The sequence below is a fragment of the Labrys sedimenti genome (assembly GCF_034424805.1).
GTDB lineage: Bacteria > Pseudomonadota > Alphaproteobacteria > Rhizobiales > Labraceae > Labrys > Labrys sedimenti.
In genome coordinates this window covers 1-18,960 of record NZ_JAXOUF010000033.1, presented here as the reverse complement: position 1 = coordinate 18,960, position 18,960 = coordinate 1, and the positions used below count along the sequence as shown (strand labels likewise).

Here is an 18,960-nt window from a genome sequence, read left to right as displayed (position 1 = left end):
GGCATCGCCTATCGCTGGAACAACTGCGCTGCGCGGAGTGTGAAAGCAATCCTCTGAAATACGTCAACCAACACCCTGGAGGTATCCATGACCAAGACCATGAAGGCGGCGGTCGTCCGCGAATTCGGCAAGCCGCTGATCATCGAAGAGGTCCCGGTGCCGACCGTGGGCGCGGGCCAGATTCTCGTCAAGATCGCGGCGACGGGCGTCTGCCACACCGACCTGCATGCCGTTGATGGCGACTGGCCGGTCAAACCGAAGCCGCCCTTCATCCCCGGCCACGAGGGTGTCGGGCATGTCGTCGCCGTCGGCACCGGCGTCCGACACGTCAGGGAAGGCGACCGCGTCGGCGTCCCCTGGCTCTACACTGCCTGCGGCCATTGCAAGCATTGCCTCGGAGGTTGGGAAACGCTCTGCAACGAGCAGCAGAACACCGGCTATTCCGTGAACGGCAGCTTCGCCGAATATGTCGTCGCCGATCCCAACTATGTTGGCCATCTCCCCGACAAGGTCAGTTTCGTCGACATCGCGCCAATACTGTGCGCAGGCGTCACGGTCTACAAGGGTCTCAAGGTGACCGACACCAAGCCCGGCGACTGGGTGGTGATCTCCGGGATCGGCGGTCTCGGCCATCTGGCGGTCCAATATGCCAAGGCCATGGGCCTCAACGTGATCGCCGTCGACATCGATGACGCCAAGCTCGATCTGGCCAGAAGCCTCGGCGCAGCGCTCACGGTAAACGCCCGCAAGGCCGATCCGATCGCCTTCGTGAAGCAGGAAGTCGGCGGCGCTCAGGGCGTGTTGGTCACTGCTGTCTCGCCCAAGGCCTTCGAGCAGGCGCTCGGCATGGTCGGCCGCGGCGGGACGGTATCGCTCAACGGCCTGCCGCCGGGCGACTTCCCCCTGTCGATCTTCGACACCGTGCTCAACGGCGTGACGGTGCGCGGCTCGATCGTCGGAACCCGCCTCGATCTGCAGGAAGCGCTGGATTTCGCCGCCGACGGCAAGGTCAAGGCGACCGTCGCGACGGACAAGCTCGAAAACATCAACGACGTCTTTACCCGCATGCATCACGGCGACATCCAGGGACGCATCGTGCTCGATTTCCAGGGATAGCAGGCCCGGCTTGCCGGACCGAGTGCGGTCCGGTTCCACAACAACGACCGCCGCTGGCGCCTGTCAGGCCATAGGAGAAGCACATGCACGCCATGGTTCTGAACGCGATCGGAGCACCCCTTGTCTGGACCGAACTGCCCGACAGGCAGCCCGGCCCAGGCGAGATCCGCGTGAAGGTGGGGGCTTGCGGCGTGTGCCGGACCGATCTGCATGTCGTCGACGGCGAGCTCGCGCACCCTCACGTCCCGATCATTCCCGGCCATGAGATCGTCGGCCGCATCGAGGCGGTCGGCATCGGCGTTGACGACCATCGTCCCGGACAACGCGTCGGCATCCCCTGGCTCGGCCATACCTGCGGGATTTGCCCTTACTGCCGAAGCGCGCGCGAGAACCTGTGCGACGATCCGCAATTCACCGGCTATACGCGCGACGGCGGCTACGCCACGTCCGTCATAGCCGACGCGCGCTTCGCGTTTCCGTTGGGCGAAGACGGCGACGATGTGTCGCTGGCTCCCTTGCTCTGCGCCGGCCTCATCGGCTGGCGCTCGCTCGTGATGGCCGGCGAGGCCAGGAAGATCGGGCTCTACGGCTTCGGCGCGGCGGCCCACATCATCGCCCAGGTCGCGCGGTGGCAAGGCCGTTCGGTCTTCGCCTTCACCAGCCCAGGCGACACTGTCACCCAGGAGTTCGCGCTGCGGCTGGGCGCAGCCTGGGCCGGCGGGTCGAATGAGGCGCCGCCGGAGCCCCTCGAAGCGGCGATCATTTTCGCGCCGGTGGGCAGTCTCGTCCCCGCTGCGCTGAAAGCCGTCCGGAAAGGCGGGCGTGTCGTTTGCGCCGGCATCCATATGAGCGACATACCGAGCTTCCCCTACGCGCTGCTCTGGGAAGAGCGTCAGCTTCTATCCGTTGCCAACCTGACGCGTCAGGACGGGATCGATTTCCTAGGCCTTGCGCCCGAGATCGGCATCGTCACGCAGACGACGTCCTATCCGCTGCGGGAGGCCAATCGGGCCCTCAAAGATCTGCGCGCCGGCCGCTTCGAGGGAGCGGCCGTGCTCGTTCCATGAATGAGGCGGGAAGAGAGATGCTCATGCAGGCAAAACGGTTGAGCGCTCTGGAAAAGGCGATTTCAGCCCTTGCTCCGGGGGTGTTCCACTTCCCCGACGTTTATGGGACGGGCTGGAATGAACTTTATGTCGGCGACAAGGTAAAGCTCGGTCGCGAATTTATGAATCTCGTGCGCAAGGGATATTTTGTGCACGTAACGGACACGAGGAAAAAGAACGCCGGCGGCCACGTATACCTCAAAGCCCGATAAGAGAGGCTGATGACGAACGCGGCCATCCGAAACCCGATGAGCCGGCGCTTACTGAGAAGGATATTTGCGATGCACTATTCCAGCGGAAACTTCGAAGCCTTTGCCCGTCCCCGCAAACCCGAAGGGGTCGAGAACAAGACGGCGTGGTTCGTCGGATCGGGTCTTGCCTCGCTTGCCGGCGCAGCCTTCCTGATCCGTGACGGACATATGGCAGGCGCCCGGATCACCATCCTCGAAGAGTTGAGGCTGCCGGGCGGCGCGCTGGACGGGATCAAGGAACCTGAAAAGGGCTTCGTGATCCGGGGCGGCCGCGAGATGGAAGACCATTTCGAATGCCTGTGGGATCTGTTCCGCTCGATCCCTTCGCTGGAGATCGACGGTGCAAGCGTCCTCGATGAATTCTTCTGGCTCAACAAGAGCGATCCCAACTCCTCGCTGCAGCGCACCACACAAAAGCAGGGGCAAGACGTTCCCGACAAGACCCTGCTAACCCTGAACGACAAAGCGCAAAAGGACCTGCTGCGGCTTTTCTTCGCGACCCGCGAGGAGATGGAGAACAAGCGCATCAACGAAGTTCTGGGCGAGGATTTCCTGGCCAGCAATTTCTGGCTCTACTGGCGCACCATGTTCGCCTTCGAGGAATGGCATTCGGCACTGGAGATGAAGCTCTATTTGCATCGCTTCATTCATCACATCCACGGCCTGGCGGATTTTTCGACACTAAAATTCACCCGGTACAATCAATATGAATCGCTTGTCCTGCCGCTGGTCAAATGGTTGCAGGATCACGGCGTGACGTTCCGCTATGGCATCGAGGTCACCGACGTCGATTTCGACATTCAGTCGGACCGCAAGCAGGCCACGCGCATCCACTGGCTGGACGACGGCGCGGCGGGCGGTGTCGATCTCGGGCCGGACGATCTGGTGTTCATGACCATCGGTTCGCTGACCGAGAATTCCGACACCGGCGATCATCACTCGCCGGCAAAGCTCAACGAGGGGCCGGCCCCGGCATGGGACCTGTGGCGGCGCATCGCCGCGAAGGATCCGGCTTTTGGCCGCCCCGACGTGTTCGGCGCCCACATTCCGGAGACAAAATGGGAATCGGCCACGATCACCACGCTCGATGAGCGTATCCCCAACTACATCCAGAAGGTCGTCAAACGCGATCCCTTCAGCGGCAAGGTGGTCAGCGGCGGCATTGTCACCGTCAAAGATTCGAGTTGGCTGTGCAGCTGGACCGTGAACCGCCAGCCGCACTTCAAGCAACAGCCGAAGGATCAGGTCGTGTCCTGGTTCTATTCGCTGTTCGTGGACAGGCCCGGCGACTACGTGAAGAAACCGATGCAGGACTGCAGCGGCGAGGAGATCACGCAGGAATGGCTCTACCATCTCGGCGTGCCGGTTGAGGAGATTCCTGAACTGGCGGCAACCGGCGCGAAGACAGTGCCGGTGATGATGCCCTACATCACCGCGTTCTTCATGCCGCGCCAGGCCGGCGACCGACCAGATGTCGTGCCAAAGGATGCCGTCAATTTCGCGTTCGTCGGCCAGTTCGCCGAGACGAAGGAGCGGGATTGCATCTTCACCACCGAATACTCGGTGCGCACGCCGATGGAGGCCGTCTATACGCTGCTTAATATCGAACGCGGCGTGCCGGAAGTGTTCAACTCGACCTACGACATTCGCACGCTGCTGGCGGCCGTGGCTCCGCTGCGAGATGGTAAGGGAATCGACATCCCAGGCCCGGCCTTCCTGCGAAACCTGCTTCTGAAAAAGCTCGATGCAACCGAGATCGGCGACCTGCTGAAGGAGTACAAGCTGATCTCCGAATGAGTGTGCCAGGTGGGCATCAGCATGCTGCCTGTCCTTTGAGGGATTCACCTCTTGGATCAAGGGGCAATTGGCCCCTGATCGAGGATTATCGCCGCGTCTATGTGAAAGCGCAGCAATGAGATAGTTCACAGCGTTGGCATGATCCGTGGCCCTTGATACATGCATGAAAGGCGGCCTTCAGTCGGAGTGTGAGCCGCAACATTTGTCGGTTTCGGTCGGTCCGATTCGGCCGGGCGCGTACTTCAGGCGGAATTGGAGTGCTATAGCGTAGACGTAGTACTCATCATCATCGGGCACGGCCCGTCAACTGGGCTAATTTTGCCATTTTAAAGAACCACTTAGCCGCCGATTTCCCTCTATTGCCTCATATGCGCTGTCGACATTTACCTCAGTGATTGCTTCTTCCAAAAGCTTGCGCCTCAGCAGCTCTTCGAGCCAGTCGGCGAACACCTGTAACCGGTGAGACAGGTGCTGCCGATGCGGATAGAGCAACGTCATCGGCATGGATTCCGCACGATAACGAGGCATGATCTCGACCAGTTGGCCCGCCTCCACATGGAGACGCACATCATAGGCCGGGATCTGGATTAAGCCGAGGCCAGCGAGACAGCAGGCGATGTAAGCTTCAGCACTGTTGACGGTGACGCGCCCCCTTAGCGGCAGAGTGCGCAGGGCGCCGTCTTCGATCCACTCCCAATCCTCGACCCGGCCGCTGGAGGGCGACGCATAGTTGACGGCCCAATGGTCGCCCAGGTCATCCGGTGATTGTGGTGTTCCGTTCCGCTCCAGGTAGGCAGGGCTTGCAACATTGATCAACGGCAGCTTGCCGATCGGCCGCGCGATCAGGCCGGAATCGCCGAGCGGGCCAACGCGCAGCACGCAATCGACGCTGTCCTCGACCAAGTTGACTGCCCGATCGGTCACGCCCAGATCGATGTCGATCTGGGGATAGCGGTCAAGGAACTCGGGAAGCGCCGGGGCAATGATGAGCCGCCCGATCCGACCGGGAACGTCGATCCTTAGCCGGCCCGATGGCTGCGCCGCCGTTTGCCGGAACAGGTTTTCCGTGTCCTCGACCTCAATGATGGCCCGCTGGCAGCGTTCATAGAACGCCGTGCCGTCCTGCGTTGGCGACACCTTCCGTGTGGTGCGATGGAGCAGCCGCGCGCCGACACGGCCTTCCAGTTCCTGAACCGCCGCCGAGACGGATGATCGGGGAATGCCGAGCGTATCGGCGGCACGGGTAAAGCTCGCGCATTCGACGACGCGGGAGAAGATGCGGAACAGGTCTATGCGGTCCAAGTGGTCGACACCCCAATTGCACGGATTTTCTGACAAGTTATGTCAGAATGATCGTCTTTATCGTGCAATCCTAGACGGTATTTTGTCTTCAGAAAGCGGCCTCGACATCGATGAGGTCACGCAGCCGGCAAAAGGAGGCCGCCCCATGACCGATCACAGCATCACAGGCAAAACCGTCATCATCGCCGGCGGGGCGAAGAATCTTGGCGGACTGGTCGCCCGCGATCTCGCCGCGCATGGCGCAAAGGCGATCGCGATCCACTACAACAGCGCGGCCAGCAAGGCCGATGCCGACGCGACGGTCGCCGCAGTGAAGGCGGCCGGAGCCGAGGCCGTGGCCTTCCAGGCGAACCTGACGACGGCTGGCGCGATGGAAAAGCTGTTTGCCGATACGGTTGCCGCCATCGGCAAGCCCGATATCGCCATCAACACCGTTGGCAAGGTGCTGAAAAAGCCGATGGTCGAGATATCGGAAGCCGAATATGACGAGATGACCGCGGTCAATTCCAAGGTGGCTTTCTTCTTCCTCAAGGAGGCCGGCAAGCACGTCAACGACAATGGCAAGGTCTTGACCGTGGTCACCTCGCTGCTCGGCGCTTTCACGCCCTTCTACGCCGCTTATGCCGGCACCAAGGCGCCGGTCGAGCATTTCACGCGGGCGGCGTCCAAGGAGTTCGGCGAGCGCGGCATCTCGGTGACGGCGATCGGTCCCGGTCCGATGGACACGCCGTTCTTCTATCCGGCCGAGGGCGCGGATGCCGTCGCCTATCACAAGACGGCGGCAGCCTTGTCGAAATTCTCCAAGACCGGGCTGACCGACATCGAGGACATCGTCCCCTACATCCGCTTCATGGTTTCCGAAGGCTGGTGGATGACCGGCCAGACCATCCTCGTCAACGGCGGCTACACCACGAAATGAAGCTGCAGCGTCCCGGCGGGCCTGCCATTGCCGGGGCGCTTCTCTTCACGTCGGAAATTGAAGGGAGGTCGTCATGACCAATCCGTTCCAGTCCATGCTCGACGCCCAGCGCGAACATTTCCTGAGCGATGCGACCAAGAGCTATGAATGGCGCATCGACCAGCTCGATCGCATGGAGCGGATGCTCACCGACAACAAGGATGCGCTCTGCGCGGCGCTTCACGAGGATTTCGGCAAGCCACCCTTCGAGCAACTGTTCGAGATCACTGTCCCGATGGGTGTGATCCGCTATTATCGCGAAAACCTGAAGGCGCTGATGGCCCCGGAGCCGGTGAAGATCTCGGACGGCCTCGAAGCGACCGGCAGTCGCGGCGTCATCTACAAGGAGCCCTACGGCGTCACGCTGGTGATCGGCCCCTTCAACGCGCCGATCCTGCTGCTGCTCGACCCGGCCATCGCCGCGCTCGCCGCTGGCAACACGGTGATCCTCAAGCCCGCCAACACCACGCCGCGCACGGCAGCGCTGCTGGCTGATCTCGTACCGCGCTATTTCGCGTCGGAGAACGTGGCGATCGTCACCGGCGGGCGCGAGCAGATCTCGGCACTGCTGGAGCTGCCGTTCGACTTCATCTTCTTCACAGGCTCGTCGGCGGTCGGCAAGGTGGTGATGCGCGCCGCCGCCGAGCATCTGACGCCGGTCCTGCTCGAACTCGGCGGCCAGAACCCGACCATTGTCGATGCCACCGCCAATCTCGACATCGCCGCCGACCGCATCGCCTGGGGGCACAACGCCATCTCAGGCCAATGGTGCATCGCGCCGGGCTATGTCTGCGTGCATGAAAGCGTCGCCGACGCCTTCATCGCCAAGCTCAAGGCGTCGATCCTGAAGATGTATGGCGATGATCCGAGCCGGAGCCCGGATTTCGCGCGGATGATCAGCACGCACGACGCGGAGCGGGTCGCGTCCTACATCCTGCCCGAGAAGGTCGTGCATGGCGGGCGCTTCGATGTCGAAGCGCGCTATGTCGAGCCGACCATCCTCTATCCGTCCGAATGGAGCGATCCGGCGCTGCAACAGGAGGTGTTCGGCCCCGTCCTGCCGGTGCTGGTCTATTCCGACCTCAAGGCGACAATCGACATCATCAAACGCAAGCCCAAGCCGCTCGCCGCTTATATCTTCAGCAAGGACCAGGGGACGATCGACCTGGTTCTGGCAAGCCTCTCCTTCGGCGGCGGCTGCATCAACCAGACCAACCTGCATTGCTGGATCGACAGCCTGCCCTTCGGCGGCGTCGGCAACAGTGGCATCGGCAAATACTACGGCAAGGCCGGCTTCGACGCGCTCAGCAACACCAAGGCCATGCTGATCGGCAATCCCGATGTCGAGCTGGATGTCTTCCCGCCCTATGCGGGCAAGGACATCGTGAAGAACCTGAGCGTGTTTTCCTGAGGGGGATCGAGCGATGCACATGGCGATGGTGATTGGCGGCGGTCTCGTCCTGCTCGGCCTGTTTCTTCTGTTCGGCAGGCTCTGGGGCAGTGTCGATCCCGATCTTGCCATGGCGGCAAAGCTCTTCATCCCGGCCTGGCTCATCGTCTCACTCGTCAATATGTGGGCGGGCGTGACGAAGGCCGGCTATTCGGTGCGAGACGAACTGCCGATCCTGCTCGTCGTTTTCCTCGTGCCGGCGGCGGCGGCCGGTCTCGCTGCCTGGCGGCTGGCGCGGTGAGGAGCGCCATGTCCGACCACGCTCCCACCCATCATCCGCTGCTGCGCCGCCGCGACGGTCACCACGCGAGAGTCAGCTTTGCTGAGCTGTTCTTCGACCTCGTCTATGTGTTCGCGGTCACCCAGCTCAGTCACGAGCTTTTGACCAACCTGACGCTGACCGGCGTCGTCCAGACGCTGGTCTTGTGGTTCGCGGTCTGGCTCGGCTGGCAATATACGTGCTGGGTCACGAACTGGTTCGATCCAGATACCCCGCGCATTCGCTCGCTGCTCTTCGCGGTGATGCTGTCGGGTCTCCTCATGGCCGCCGCCATTCCCGGCGCCTTTGGCGAAAGGGGGCTGGTCTTCGCGCTCGCCTATGTCGCGATCCAGGTGGGGCGGACAGCCTATATCGCCTTTGAACTCGGCAAGGACCATCCGCTCGCCGCCAATTACCGCCGCATGCTTGGATGGGTCAAGATCGCGGCTGCGTTCTGGATCACAGGCGCCTTCCTGGAAGGCTGGTCTCGCGCGACGCTGTGGGCGATCGCAGTGCTGTGCGAATACATCTCGCCGATGTTCGGCTTCGCGTTTCCCGGACTCGGCCGCTCCAGAACCAGCGATTGGACCATCGAGGGCGGACATCTCGCCGAACGCTGCCAGCTCTTCGTGATAGTCGCGCTCGGCGAGACCGTGCTCGCGACCGGGGCGACGCTCGCTCGAACGAACAACTGGGACGCGGCCATTCTATCCGCGACGCTTGCCACCTTCCTCGGCACGCTCGCCATGTGGTGGCTGTATTTCGGGACGTCGCGCGAGGACGCAACCCGGACCATCACGCGCTCCGCCGATCCGGGACGCATCGGCGCCTATTTCCACTATCTCCACGCCATCCTGATCGCCGGCGTCATCGCCACGGCCGTCGGCAACGATCTCGTGCTCGCTCATCCGCACGACGCGGTGAAAACTTCCTATGCGCTGGTCCTATCCGCCGGACCGGCGATCTACCTGCTCGGCAGCGCCATCTACAAGAAGGTGGTCTACGGCGTCGTGCCCGCCTCGCACATCGCCGGCGCGGCCGTGCTGGCGGCGCTGGTTCCGCTCGCATCCCAGGTGGACCTGCTCACCATCGGCTGGTCGACCACCATCGTCATGCTGGCGGTGAGCTTCTGGGAAGGGCGTATGCTGCGCAAGCGCCGCGCGGACCGGGCCGAACGGCAGGTGGTGCACTGAGATGGAGAGCGTCATGCGTATCCCCGTGACCGCCGGAGCCCCGCAGTCGACGCGGGCCACGCCAGCGAATGCGAGCGCCGTCGTCGCGTTCTGGGCGGCTTCGTCAGCGCGCTGGTTCGACAAGGATGCCAGCCTCGATCAGGCGTTCCGCGAGCGTTTCCTCAATCTGCACATGGACGTCGCGGCACGCAAGCACGACGGCTGGGTGGCGTCTCCTGGCGGCGCGCTTGCTCTCCTGATCTTGACCGATCAGTTCCCGCGCAACGCCTATCGTTGTACCGGCCACATGTACGCTACCGATCCGTTGGCCCGTCTCTATGCCCGTCAGGCGCTCGAAGCAGGGTATATGGACGATGTCGAGCCGGAAATGCGCCTGTTCTTCTGCCTGCCTTTCGCGCATTCCGAAGACATCGCCGATCAGGACATCTCCGTGCGCCTGAACGGACAACTCGGCCAGCCCTGGCTGGATCATGCCGAGGGACATCGCGACATCATCCGCCGTTTCGGGCGGTTTCCGCACCGCAATCCGATGCTCGGCCGCGTCACGACGCAGGAGGAGCAGGCCTTCCTAAGCAAAGGCGGCTTCCAGGGATAGCCATCCACATCGCCACATCGTGCGGGCCTCAGTACCCGACGAATGCGCAAAACGACAAGCCAACTACAAGGAAACGCATATGCCGGCCTCTGATCTGAAAATCGAAACCCGCATTGGAGCGAAGCGCAAACCGCGCCGTATCCTGTCCATCGTCTCCAACACGACCGAGCTGAAGGGCTTTCCGGTTGGCTTCTTCGCCGAGGAGATGACGCGGGCCTTCCTGATGTTCACGGAAGCCGGGCATCGGGTGGACCTCGCCTCGCCGAAAGGCGGCGAGGTCATGTTCGACACCCATAGCGATCCCCGCACGCCGGGCGGCGCCTATGCCGACGATCTCATCAGCCTGGGCTTCGTCCATCATGCAAAGTTCGGAGCGCTGTTGAAGAACACGCTTCCGATCAGCGCAATCAACGTCGACGACTATGACGCGGTCTGGGTCGCCGGCGGCGGTGGTCCACTCCTGACCTTCAGGGACGATACCGCGCTGCACGCGCTCATCGTGTCCTTTTACGAAAAGGGGAAGATCGTCACCCTGATCTGCCACGGCTCCTGCCTGTTGCTCTGGACCCGCCTTTCCGATGGAAAGCTGTTGGCCGAGGGCAAGAAATGGACCGGCTTCACCGACGAAGAGGAGGAGGCGGTGAATGTGGCGTTCGGCATGACGTTGAACGAGCACACCATCCAGAGTGAGGCCGCCGGAATCGCCGGCACCAGCTTCCTGTGCCGGGGCGCGAACGAACCGTTCGCCATTCGCGACGGCCGCCTCATCACAGGTCAGCAGCAGTACAGCAGCGGGCTTACTGCGGAACTCGTGCTGGAAGCGCTTGATGAATATGCGTGATCACATGGGCGGCAAGGGAACGCGCGCGCTCGAATTGCCGCCCGCTTGCTCGAAAATCCCAGCGCGGCCGCCGAACGCCCGAGATGGCCGCCGCTAACCACCACGGAGAATCTCATTAATCATCAAATGGTTATGGCAAGCTGATCTACAAGCGACGAAAGGAAACGGTGGAACGCCCCTTCGCCGATGCCAAGCAACTGCATGGCCACCGCTATGCCCGCTTCCGAACGCTCACGCGCGTGGCCTGCCAATGCCTCCTGGCCGCCGCCGCCCAGAACATCAAGCGCATCGCCACCTTGCTGGCCCCCGCTTACAGGTCAGCAGCGGCCTGAACCGGTGCCTTCTCAAAAAAACCGCCACTCAAACCCTTGCATCAGACACATGAAATAGCCCCGCCAAAAAATGACGGGGTTTGTCAGCGGTCTGAGAAGCGCGAAAGCGCTTCTTACTCCACTCTGGACCGCCGAGGGATGGCTCTATGTTGCCGCCGTCGTCGATCTGTTCTCCCGGCGTGTCGTCGGCTGGGCGATGAAGGCGCAGATGACGGCGCAGCTCGTCGCCGACGCCCTGATCATGGCGATCTGGAGGAGAGGCAAGCCCGACAGCCTGCTGCATCATTCGGATCAGGGATCGCAATACACCAGTGAGCAGTTCCAGCGCCTGATGTCCGACCACGCCATCACATGTTCGATGAGCCGGTCGGGCAACGTCTGGGACAATGCTGCGATGGAAAGCTTCTTCTCGTTGCTCAAAACCGAGCGGACAGCCCGCAAGGTTTATAGAACGAGAGACGACGCCAGGGCGGATGTGTTCGATTACATCAAGCGCTTTTACAACCCTCGGCGAAGGCACTCGATACTCCGCTATCTGAGCCCCGTAGAGTTCGAGGAACAAGCTATGCTAGCTTAATCTCGTGTCCGAAAAACCGGCAGCAGGCCATCTCGGCCGTGTCCGTTGGCAAACCGGCCCTCTTGCCAGCATCGATCTCGGCCTTCTTCACCCAATCCAGCAGCGTGTGGGCCGAGCAGCCGATCTTTGCCGCGATCGACTGACAGGCAGTCCAGCGCGAGGAATGATCCGCCTCGTGATCCAAAACCAACCGCACCGCACGCTCGCGCACCTCAGGGGAAAACTTGTTCGTCGTTTTGCTCGTCATGGCTCCATCCTATTTGGAAGTTGGAGCCTCCGGCAAACCCCAGGCGGTTCACAGTATCATCCGTGTGCCTTCTTTTCTTCATGATCCGAGCTTGCCAAGTAGTGGCGACAATTAATTTTTGAAGGATTGAAAACTATGAATCAAACAGCTTCCAACGTGAAGTCACGGAATATCCTCGTGCTGGGTGCAGGAGAACTCGGCATGCCGGTCCTGCGCAATCTCGCACGTCGCGCAAAGCACATTGACGGTGCAACGATAAGCGTCTTGTTGCGCCCCAGCGCCGTAGAGTCTGACTCATCAGCCAAGCAGCGCGACATTGCTGAAATTCGCGATTTGGGGATTGAGATAGTCGTGGGCGATTTGGTGAAGAGCTCAGTTGACGAGTTGGCATCTCTGTTCTCGCAGTATGACACTGTAATTGGCTGCACGGGATATGCGGCGGGGATCAACACACCGATGAAGCTGGCAAAGGCCGCTTTGCAGTCAGGAATTCCGCGCTATTTCCCGTGGCAGTTCGGTGTTGATTTCGAAGCAATTGGTCGAGGTGGTCCGCAGGACATCTTCGACGCGCAACTTGATGTGCGTGAGCTGCTTCGCTCGCAGCAAAAAACCGAATGGGTCATCATCTCCACCGGCATGTTCATGAGTTATTTGTTCGAGCCGGAGTTCGGTGTAGTTGATCTGGAGAAAAACGCGGTCAATGCCCTTGGCAGCTTCGATAACGCTCTCACGGTGACGACGCCTGACGACATCGGCGTCCTCACCGCTGAAATCGTGTTCTACGAGCCGACCATCACCAACGAGATTGTCTTCCTAGCCGGAGATACCGTCACCTATGGCGAGCTTGCGGACAAGCTCGAGGCGGGATTAAACCGGCACTTCAGCCGGTCCGAATGGACTGTTCCGGTCCTTATGGAAGAACTGACAAACGATCCCCAAAACATGATGCGCAAGTACCGAGCGGCCTTCGGTATAGGGCGAGGCATGGCATGGGACAAGGCCGGCACTTTCAACGTACGAGAAGGCATCAAGGTCACGGATGTTTCCGACTGGATCACCGCGAACCTGACAGCAAAGTAAAGGGGCTTAAAGGTGCGATGGGGGAGCGCGATAATCTCGATTTCTCCCGTCAACCTTTGTCACAAACTCCATCTTCAGAAGGGAGGCCCTTTTGTGATGAAAATCACGGAGCGACGGCGTCTGTGTCAGGGCTGCCAACGCGTCTGCCAGGACGGCTTCTCCGGTGGACGGGAATCAAAGTCCTCGCGGGACTTTCGAAACTGCTCCGAATTCTCGACGACCCATGTCCACAGTGGAATCATACGAACGAGAAGAGCCATTCCCAATTCTGTTAGTTCGTATTCTACCCGCGGCGGCATCTCTACGAGATCGTAGCGCGTGACGAGGCCGTCTCTTTCGAGTTGGCGTAGGGTGCGAGTTAGCATCCGTTGAGTGACGCCGTGCATTCGTCTTCCAATATCTGCGTGCCGAAGCCTGCCGTAAACACCCAGGGTGTGAATGACGCCAAGCGACCACCTGTTTCCTGCGTGGGTCAGAACCTCACGTCTCACCCCGTCTTCATCCTCGCGAAGTCCATCGCAAACTGTTTGAGAGTAGCTAAGGATTTCTTCTCTGGTCATTACCGGTATATTCCACATGTCTCGTCCGGGGGTCGGCGAGTTAAGGCGATGTAACGAAAAGAACGTCTAAAATGAATAGAGCATGAGGCCGCTCGCCTTCGCATCGACAGTTTTCGCCAGCGGCTGAATGCCACGATACCTTTCGGTTTACAGAACGTGCTGAAGCTCTTCCCTGCCGATCCGGCAATAAGATTTTATATGGATTTGCACGGACGATCGGATCACTAACCTAACGTCACAAGCTCGTTCTTCATGATCTGGCTCTAGCATATCCTGGCGGCCAGCTCACGAACGAGAAGGTCGAGTGTTGGGTTAGATACGCTCGTGCTTGAGCATGAAGGCGCTCACGTACTGCCGGTGGACGCGAAGCGTCTCGACCGCCGTCGCCCGGGCGCGAACGAGATCCCGCATGGCTTCGTGACCTTCATCAGGAACCCAAACCTCGGTCAGCTCGCCGGCACGCAGCAGCCGAGCCAACGCAAGTGCATCCCGGCGGTTTGTCTTCACCCGATCACCGGGCTTCCTCTGGATCGACGACGGGCCGACCACGGTGCATTCATGGCTACTTGTCAACCAGAAAAGGGAGCATGCCTACTAAATAGGCGTTGTCGAGCCGTCCGGTGGCTAGAGCGAAAAGGGGGTACATGCTTCCTACGGCTTAGTCTTTAGATCGCGAGGATTATTATGGTTGAACATGCTCTCTCGCCAACGGAAATCAGCGCTCCCACCAGTGAGAGGTTGCATCTAATCCAGGCCGCCCCCTTGGCCGGCAGCATCGGTGCGGAAGCTCGCGAGCTCATCGCATCATCCGAAGATATCTTCGTCACGGATCAGAGCGGAAGAAAACTGATTGACGGACCGGCAGGCATGTGGTGCATCAACGTGGGACATCGCAACAAAGCCCTGGCGGATACATTGCGCGACCAGGCAATGTCCCTGACCTATTCAACACCGTGGTATACAAGCAACGCTCCTGCGGAGAAGCTTGCGCAAATGCTTGCTGAGCGCGCGCCGGGTGACCTCAACCACGTCTTTCTGACGACTGGCGGTTCGTCCGCGGTCGAAACAGCAATACGGCTCGTGCAGTTTTACAACAATGTACGTGGACTGCCGCAGAAGAAGTTGTTGATCTCACGCCAAGGAAGCTATCATGGTTCGACATACCTGACCGCATCGCTGAACGGCCGTCCGCGTGATCACGATTGGATGGATGGCGCAAGCGATCTCGTCAGGAAGCTGACTTGCCCCAATCCCTTCCACCGACCGGCGCATTTGTCGCTAGAGGCGTTCGAAGATTTCCTGGTCGAGGAGTTTCGCTCCCTCATCGAGCGCGAGGGTGCCCACCAGATCGCCGCTTTTGTCGCCGAACCGATCCAGGCGAGCGGCGGAGTGCTGATGTCGCCTCCGAACTATCTGAAGCGCATGCGTGCGCTCTGCGCAGACAATGACATTCTGTTTATCGCGGACGAGGTTGTCACCGCTTTCGGAAGACTCGGCCATATCTTCGCATCGCAAGATGTATTCGGAATCCAGCCGGATATGATCACTTTCGCGAAAGGTGTGACCTCTGGATATTTTCCTCTCGGTGGCGTCATGGTGTCGGATCGCCTGCTCGGCGAACTTCGCCGCCTGAACCATCCCAAGGCGAACTTCGTGCATGGTCTGACGTATTCCAGTCATCCCATCGGGTGCGCGGTGGCAATCCGCAATATCGAACTGCTAGAAGACGGTCTCCTTGAGCACGCGCGTGAAATCGGCCCCTACTTTCAAGAGCAGTTGCGAACGCTCGAGGCGCTACCCCTCGTAGGCGAAGTCCGCGGCGCCGGACTGATGGCGGGGATTGAATGCGTTGCCGACGCTAAGACTGAGAATCGTCTTGATCTCGACATGACGATCGGTAAGCGGATCGATTTTCATTGCCAGGAGAATGGGTTACTAGTTCGACCCCTGATCAACATGTGTGTGATGTCCCCGCCGCTGACCATCAGCCGCTCACAAATCGACATGATGACCGATGCTCTTCGCAAAGGAATTGAAGCCACTGCGGATGACCTGATCCGTGAGAGACTTTGGAGCCCAGCATAATCCGGCTGCGTGCCTTCCTTTTAGGCAGAGCGGATGGCTAGACGACAGCCAACCAGCCTGAACATCTTCGAAGCCGGGCGTGAAGCTCCCTTGAAGGCCTTCCGGTCCTGCAGCGTTGGAATATCGGATTATCGAGCCAGACACCAAGCGAGGGCAAAATGAAATTCACCGCCACGTCCACCGCGTTAATTCTTGGCCTGAACACCACAGTAGCCCTGGCTCAAGGCAATCTCAACATCTACAATTGGGGCGAATACACCAGTCCCGAATTGATCGATAAATTCTCAAAAACCTACAACGTCCATGTGACATTGACGGATTTCGACTCCAACGACACGGCACTTGCGAAAGTACGCCAGGGCTCCTCCGGATTCGACATCGTAGTTCCGTCGCAGAGCTTCATCCCAACTTATATTCAAGAAGGGCTGCTGGCCGAGACAAACCCCGGGCAGATGGAAAATGCCAAGAACCTCGAAGAGAGGTGGCGGGATCCCGCTTTCGACCCGGGCCGAAAATATTCCGTACCGTGGCTTTGGTATACGAGCGGCATTAGCGTCAATACCTCGGTCTACAAAGGGGACATAAATACCTGGAAGGTGATTTTGGATCCGCCGGACGAACTGAAGGGAAAGATCAATATCGTCCCCGAGATGAACGACATCATGTTCGCCGCGATCAAGTTCGAAGGCGGAACATGGTGCACAAGCGACAAGGCCTTGCTTACCAAGGTTCGTGAGCGTCTTCTGGAAGCCAAGAAGAGCTGGCTGTCGATCGACTATGCCGGCATCCAGAGAATGGCCACCGGAGATGTTTCGGCCTCGCTTGACTGGAGTGGTTCAGCGTTGAAGCGGCGTACTGAAAACCACAGCATCGCATATGGCCTTCCTAGAGAGGGCTTCACCTATGGCTCTGACAATGTGGTGGTTTTAAAGGATGCTCCAAATCTGGAGAACGCCAAGCTTTTTCAAAACTTCATCATGGCGCCCGAAAACGCAGCATTGAATTCGGTCTATGCCAAATATGGAGCGGCTATCATCGGCGCCGATAAATACTATACCGACGATATCAAAGGTGCGCCGGAGCTCACCATAGCCAAGGATATGAAATCAAAGGGCGAGCTCCTGACGCTTTGCGACCCGAAGATCACGCAACTCTACAGTCGTATCTGGCAGGATATTCAGAAGTAGGTGCTTCTGTCGGTCCGCTGGCGATGTTCGAACTGCGTTCGACGGGCGCGTTTCCTATCGGCGGCATAACTCCTTGCTGAGTGATTCATTTTGGGGACAATATGAAAGATGAATCCACACTAGGCGTAGCCATCCGGTTGAACCGGGTCACCAAAACCTACGGTTCCGGAAACGCCATCGTCACAGCGGTCAAGAGCACGACGCTGGACATTTTCAACAATGAGTTTTTCACGTTGCTCGGGCCATCGGGTTGCGGAAAAACCACTCTGTTGCGACTGATAGGCGGTTTCGAATATCCGACGGCCGGCACCATCCTTCTCGGGGGCGAGGACATTGCGTCGGTACCTCCGTTCCAACGTCCCATCAATACCGTCTTCCAGAACTATGCACTTTTCCCGCACATGACGGTTGCGCAAAACATCGGCTTTGGGCTGCGGATGCTCAAACGGCCCCGTCACGAAATCGCTGCACGGGTCGATGAAATGTTGAAACTCGTGCGGCTGGAAAATCTATCCGATCGGCGGACAAGTCAGATATCGGGCGGCCAGCAGCAGAGGGTCGCGCTGGCGCGAGCGCTAGCATCGGAACCGAAGGTTTTGCTCCTGGACGAGTCGCTCTCAGCGCTGGACTACAAGCTTCGCAAGGATATGCAGATGGAGCTCAAATCGCTCCAGGCTGCGACGGGCATCACCTTCATTTTCGTAACGCATGACCAGGAGGAGGCTCTGACGATGTCCGATCGCGTCGCCGTGCTGTCTTCAGGTGAAATAATGCAAGTCGGAACCCCGCACGAAGTCTACATCAAACCTGCAAATCAATTCGTTGCGAATTTCGTCGGGGAAACGAACTTCCTTCAAGGCAAAGGACTGGAATCGGATGCTTGCGGGACTGTGATCGATCTTCCGGGGATCGGCGCCGTCGCTATCCCGACCAAGGACAGGGTTGCGCCCGGTCAAATGGTGAACATCGTCGTGCGGCCCGAGCATTTGCGAATTTTTCCGTTGGCCCAGGAGCCGGCCGGCCAACTTACCGGGTCTGTGAAAGCGGTAAGTTTCTGCGGTCCTGAGACGCAGTACACGGTCGAATTGAGTAATGGTGCGGCTGTTGTCACGGTCCGCAGGTATAATTCGCCGGAGGAAAATCTCTCTATTGCAGTCGGCGACGAGGTTTCGGTGAAGTTCACACCGAACTCAGCCCAGGTGCTACCAGGTTGAGAGGCATCGAGATGGCAAGTCTTGAAGCAGTCCGGTCCAAATCAGCAAGTCGAACGCAATGGCTCATGATCAGTCCCGCGGTTCTAGTCGTCATGATAGGTGCGATCGCACCGCTTCTGGTTATCGTGACTTATTCATGCTTGACCCCTGGTTCGACCGGCGGCGTGAATTTTACCCCATCTTTCGATGCCTGGACGCGCGTCCTTTTCGACCGTGATGTTTTCGATGACACGCTGACGCTGTCGGGGACGAACCTCACGATTGTGCTGCGCTCGCTTCTCTTGTCGCTGGCAACCACGGTTCTGTGCCTGCTCCTGGGATTTCCCACTGCCTATTTCATCGCGACCCGCAATCCACTCAACCGCGAAGTATGGCTTTTGCTCGTCACTGTTCCGTTCTGGACAAATCTGCTGATCCGGACGTTTGCCATACAGGATTTGATCCGTAACGAAGGGATCATAAATACACTTCTGATCAAGGCTGGATTCATTTCCGAGCCAATACAAATGCTGTTTACAAATTTCGCAATTTGCCTCGGACTGGTCTACGTCTACCTGCCTCTCATGATCTTGCCTGTCTACGCAAGCCTGGAACGGCAGGACCGAAGCCTCCTCGAGGCGGCTTCCGACCTCTACGCTCGTCCATTCAATGTGCTTCGGGAAATCATCGTACCACTCGCCAGGCCGGGCATCATCGCCGGCTCTATTCTTGTGTTCATCCCTGCAATCGGAACCTAGGCTCAGGACCTATTAATTTGGTTTGAGATGTGATTCACGGTTTCCGGTGGAGGCCGTTATGGGTGATTTGTTT

17 protein-coding genes and 4 pseudogenes are annotated in these 18,960 nt (G+C 59.4%); 17 read left to right on the top strand and 4 right to left on the bottom strand.

Translation table 11 applies throughout. The features are described from left to right. Positions 1-87: 87 nt before the first annotated feature. From adhP to U1R88_RS33500, 4 genes are all read left to right on the top strand, one after another. Complete coding sequence (adhP, locus tag U1R88_RS33515) at positions 88-1,116, top strand: alcohol dehydrogenase AdhP (protein WP_322435213.1); 1,029 nt, start codon at positions 88-90, stop codon at positions 1,114-1,116. 83 nt (positions 1,117-1,199) lie between these two features. Beyond that, a complete protein-coding gene (locus U1R88_RS33510) occupies positions 1,200-2,183 on the top strand; it encodes a zinc-dependent alcohol dehydrogenase family protein (protein WP_322435212.1) in 984 nt (327 codons plus the stop codon). Positions 2,184-2,200: 17 nt separating this feature from the next. Then, on the top strand, positions 2,201-2,434 hold the full coding sequence (locus U1R88_RS33505) for a DUF1413 domain-containing protein (RefSeq protein WP_322435211.1): 234 nt from the start codon (positions 2,201-2,203) through the stop codon (positions 2,432-2,434). A gap of 69 nt (positions 2,435-2,503) precedes the next feature. Next, a complete protein-coding gene (locus U1R88_RS33500) occupies positions 2,504-4,270 on the top strand; it encodes an oleate hydratase (protein ID WP_322435225.1) in 1,767 nt (588 codons plus the stop codon). A gap of 312 nt (positions 4,271-4,582) precedes the next feature. Here the strand turns inward: U1R88_RS33500 and U1R88_RS33495 are convergent, their stop codons facing one another. After that, positions 4,583-5,572 (bottom strand): LysR family transcriptional regulator, encoded by a 990-nt coding sequence (locus U1R88_RS33495; protein ID WP_322435210.1) that lies wholly within the window; start codon positions 5,570-5,572, stop codon positions 4,583-4,585. Positions 5,573-5,717: 145 nt separating this feature from the next. On the opposite strand from U1R88_RS33495, the gene U1R88_RS33490 reads away from it, so the two are divergent. The 8 genes and pseudogenes from U1R88_RS33490 to U1R88_RS33455 form a co-directional block, all read left to right on the top strand. After that, positions 5,718-6,491, top strand: a complete 774-nt coding sequence (locus U1R88_RS33490; RefSeq protein ID WP_322435209.1) for an SDR family oxidoreductase — start codon at positions 5,718-5,720, stop codon at positions 6,489-6,491. Positions 6,492-6,564: 73 nt separating this feature from the next. Further along, positions 6,565-7,941, top strand: coding sequence for an aldehyde dehydrogenase family protein (locus U1R88_RS33485; RefSeq protein WP_322435208.1), 1,377 nt, complete (start codon positions 6,565-6,567; stop codon positions 7,939-7,941). A gap of 19 nt (positions 7,942-7,960) precedes the next feature. Next, positions 7,961-8,221, top strand: coding sequence for a hypothetical protein (locus U1R88_RS33480; RefSeq protein WP_322435207.1), 261 nt, complete (start codon positions 7,961-7,963; stop codon positions 8,219-8,221). An 8-nt stretch (positions 8,222-8,229) separates the two neighbouring features. Next, positions 8,230-9,432, top strand: coding sequence for a low temperature requirement protein A (locus U1R88_RS33475; RefSeq protein ID WP_322435206.1), 1,203 nt, complete (start codon positions 8,230-8,232; stop codon positions 9,430-9,432). 13 nt (positions 9,433-9,445) lie between these two features. Further along, positions 9,446-10,027 carry a DUF924 family protein gene (locus U1R88_RS33470; protein WP_322435205.1) on the top strand — a complete coding sequence of 194 codons (582 nt, stop codon included), beginning with the start codon at positions 9,446-9,448 and terminating at the stop codon, positions 10,025-10,027. 79 nt (positions 10,028-10,106) lie between these two features. Beyond that, complete coding sequence (locus U1R88_RS33465; RefSeq protein ID WP_322435204.1) at positions 10,107-10,868, top strand: type 1 glutamine amidotransferase domain-containing protein; 762 nt, start codon at positions 10,107-10,109, stop codon at positions 10,866-10,868. Positions 10,869-10,999: 131 nt separating this feature from the next. Next, positions 11,000-11,200: pseudogene (locus tag U1R88_RS33460) on the top strand (transposase); the annotation flags it as partial. 115 nt (positions 11,201-11,315) lie between these two features. Continuing rightward, positions 11,316-11,777, top strand: a pseudogene (locus tag U1R88_RS33455) (IS3 family transposase); the annotation flags it as partial. A 31-nt stretch (positions 11,778-11,808) separates the two neighbouring features. Here U1R88_RS33455 and U1R88_RS33450 read toward each other — a convergent pair. Continuing rightward, positions 11,809-12,024, bottom strand: a pseudogene (locus tag U1R88_RS33450) (transposase); the annotation flags it as partial. A 135-nt stretch (positions 12,025-12,159) separates the two neighbouring features. On the opposite strand from U1R88_RS33450, the gene U1R88_RS33445 reads away from it, so the two are divergent. Then, the gene (locus U1R88_RS33445) at positions 12,160-13,104 is read left to right on the top strand and encodes an aromatic alcohol reductase (protein ID WP_322435203.1); all 945 of its coding nucleotides are present in this window, start codon (positions 12,160-12,162) and stop codon (positions 13,102-13,104) included. Between the two features lie 125 nt (positions 13,105-13,229). Here the strand turns inward: U1R88_RS33445 and U1R88_RS33440 are convergent, their stop codons facing one another. Then, positions 13,230-13,664: a winged helix-turn-helix transcriptional regulator gene (locus tag U1R88_RS33440; protein ID WP_322435202.1), complete on the bottom strand. Its 435-nt coding sequence runs from the start codon at positions 13,662-13,664 to the stop codon at positions 13,230-13,232. A 315-nt stretch (positions 13,665-13,979) separates the two neighbouring features. Then, positions 13,980-14,225: pseudogene (locus U1R88_RS33435) on the bottom strand (IS110 family transposase); the annotation flags it as partial. Positions 14,226-14,348: 123 nt separating this feature from the next. Here U1R88_RS33435 and U1R88_RS33430 point away from each other — a divergent pair. The 4 genes from U1R88_RS33430 (at position 14,349) to U1R88_RS33415 (ending at position 18,887) form a co-directional block, all read left to right on the top strand. Next, positions 14,349-15,749, top strand: coding sequence for an aminotransferase (locus U1R88_RS33430; RefSeq protein ID WP_322435201.1), 1,401 nt, complete (start codon positions 14,349-14,351; stop codon positions 15,747-15,749). 158 nt (positions 15,750-15,907) lie between these two features. Next, positions 15,908-16,936, top strand: a complete 1,029-nt coding sequence (locus tag U1R88_RS33425) for an ABC transporter substrate-binding protein (RefSeq protein ID WP_322435200.1) — start codon at positions 15,908-15,910, stop codon at positions 16,934-16,936. A gap of 101 nt (positions 16,937-17,037) precedes the next feature. Beyond that, entirely contained in the window at positions 17,038-18,150 is a 1,113-nt protein-coding gene (locus U1R88_RS33420; protein ID WP_322435199.1) for an ABC transporter ATP-binding protein, read from the top strand. A gap of 65 nt (positions 18,151-18,215) precedes the next feature. Then, on the top strand, positions 18,216-18,887 hold the full coding sequence (locus U1R88_RS33415) for an ABC transporter permease (protein WP_322435198.1): 672 nt from the start codon (positions 18,216-18,218) through the stop codon (positions 18,885-18,887). Positions 18,888-18,960 lie beyond the last annotated feature (73 nt).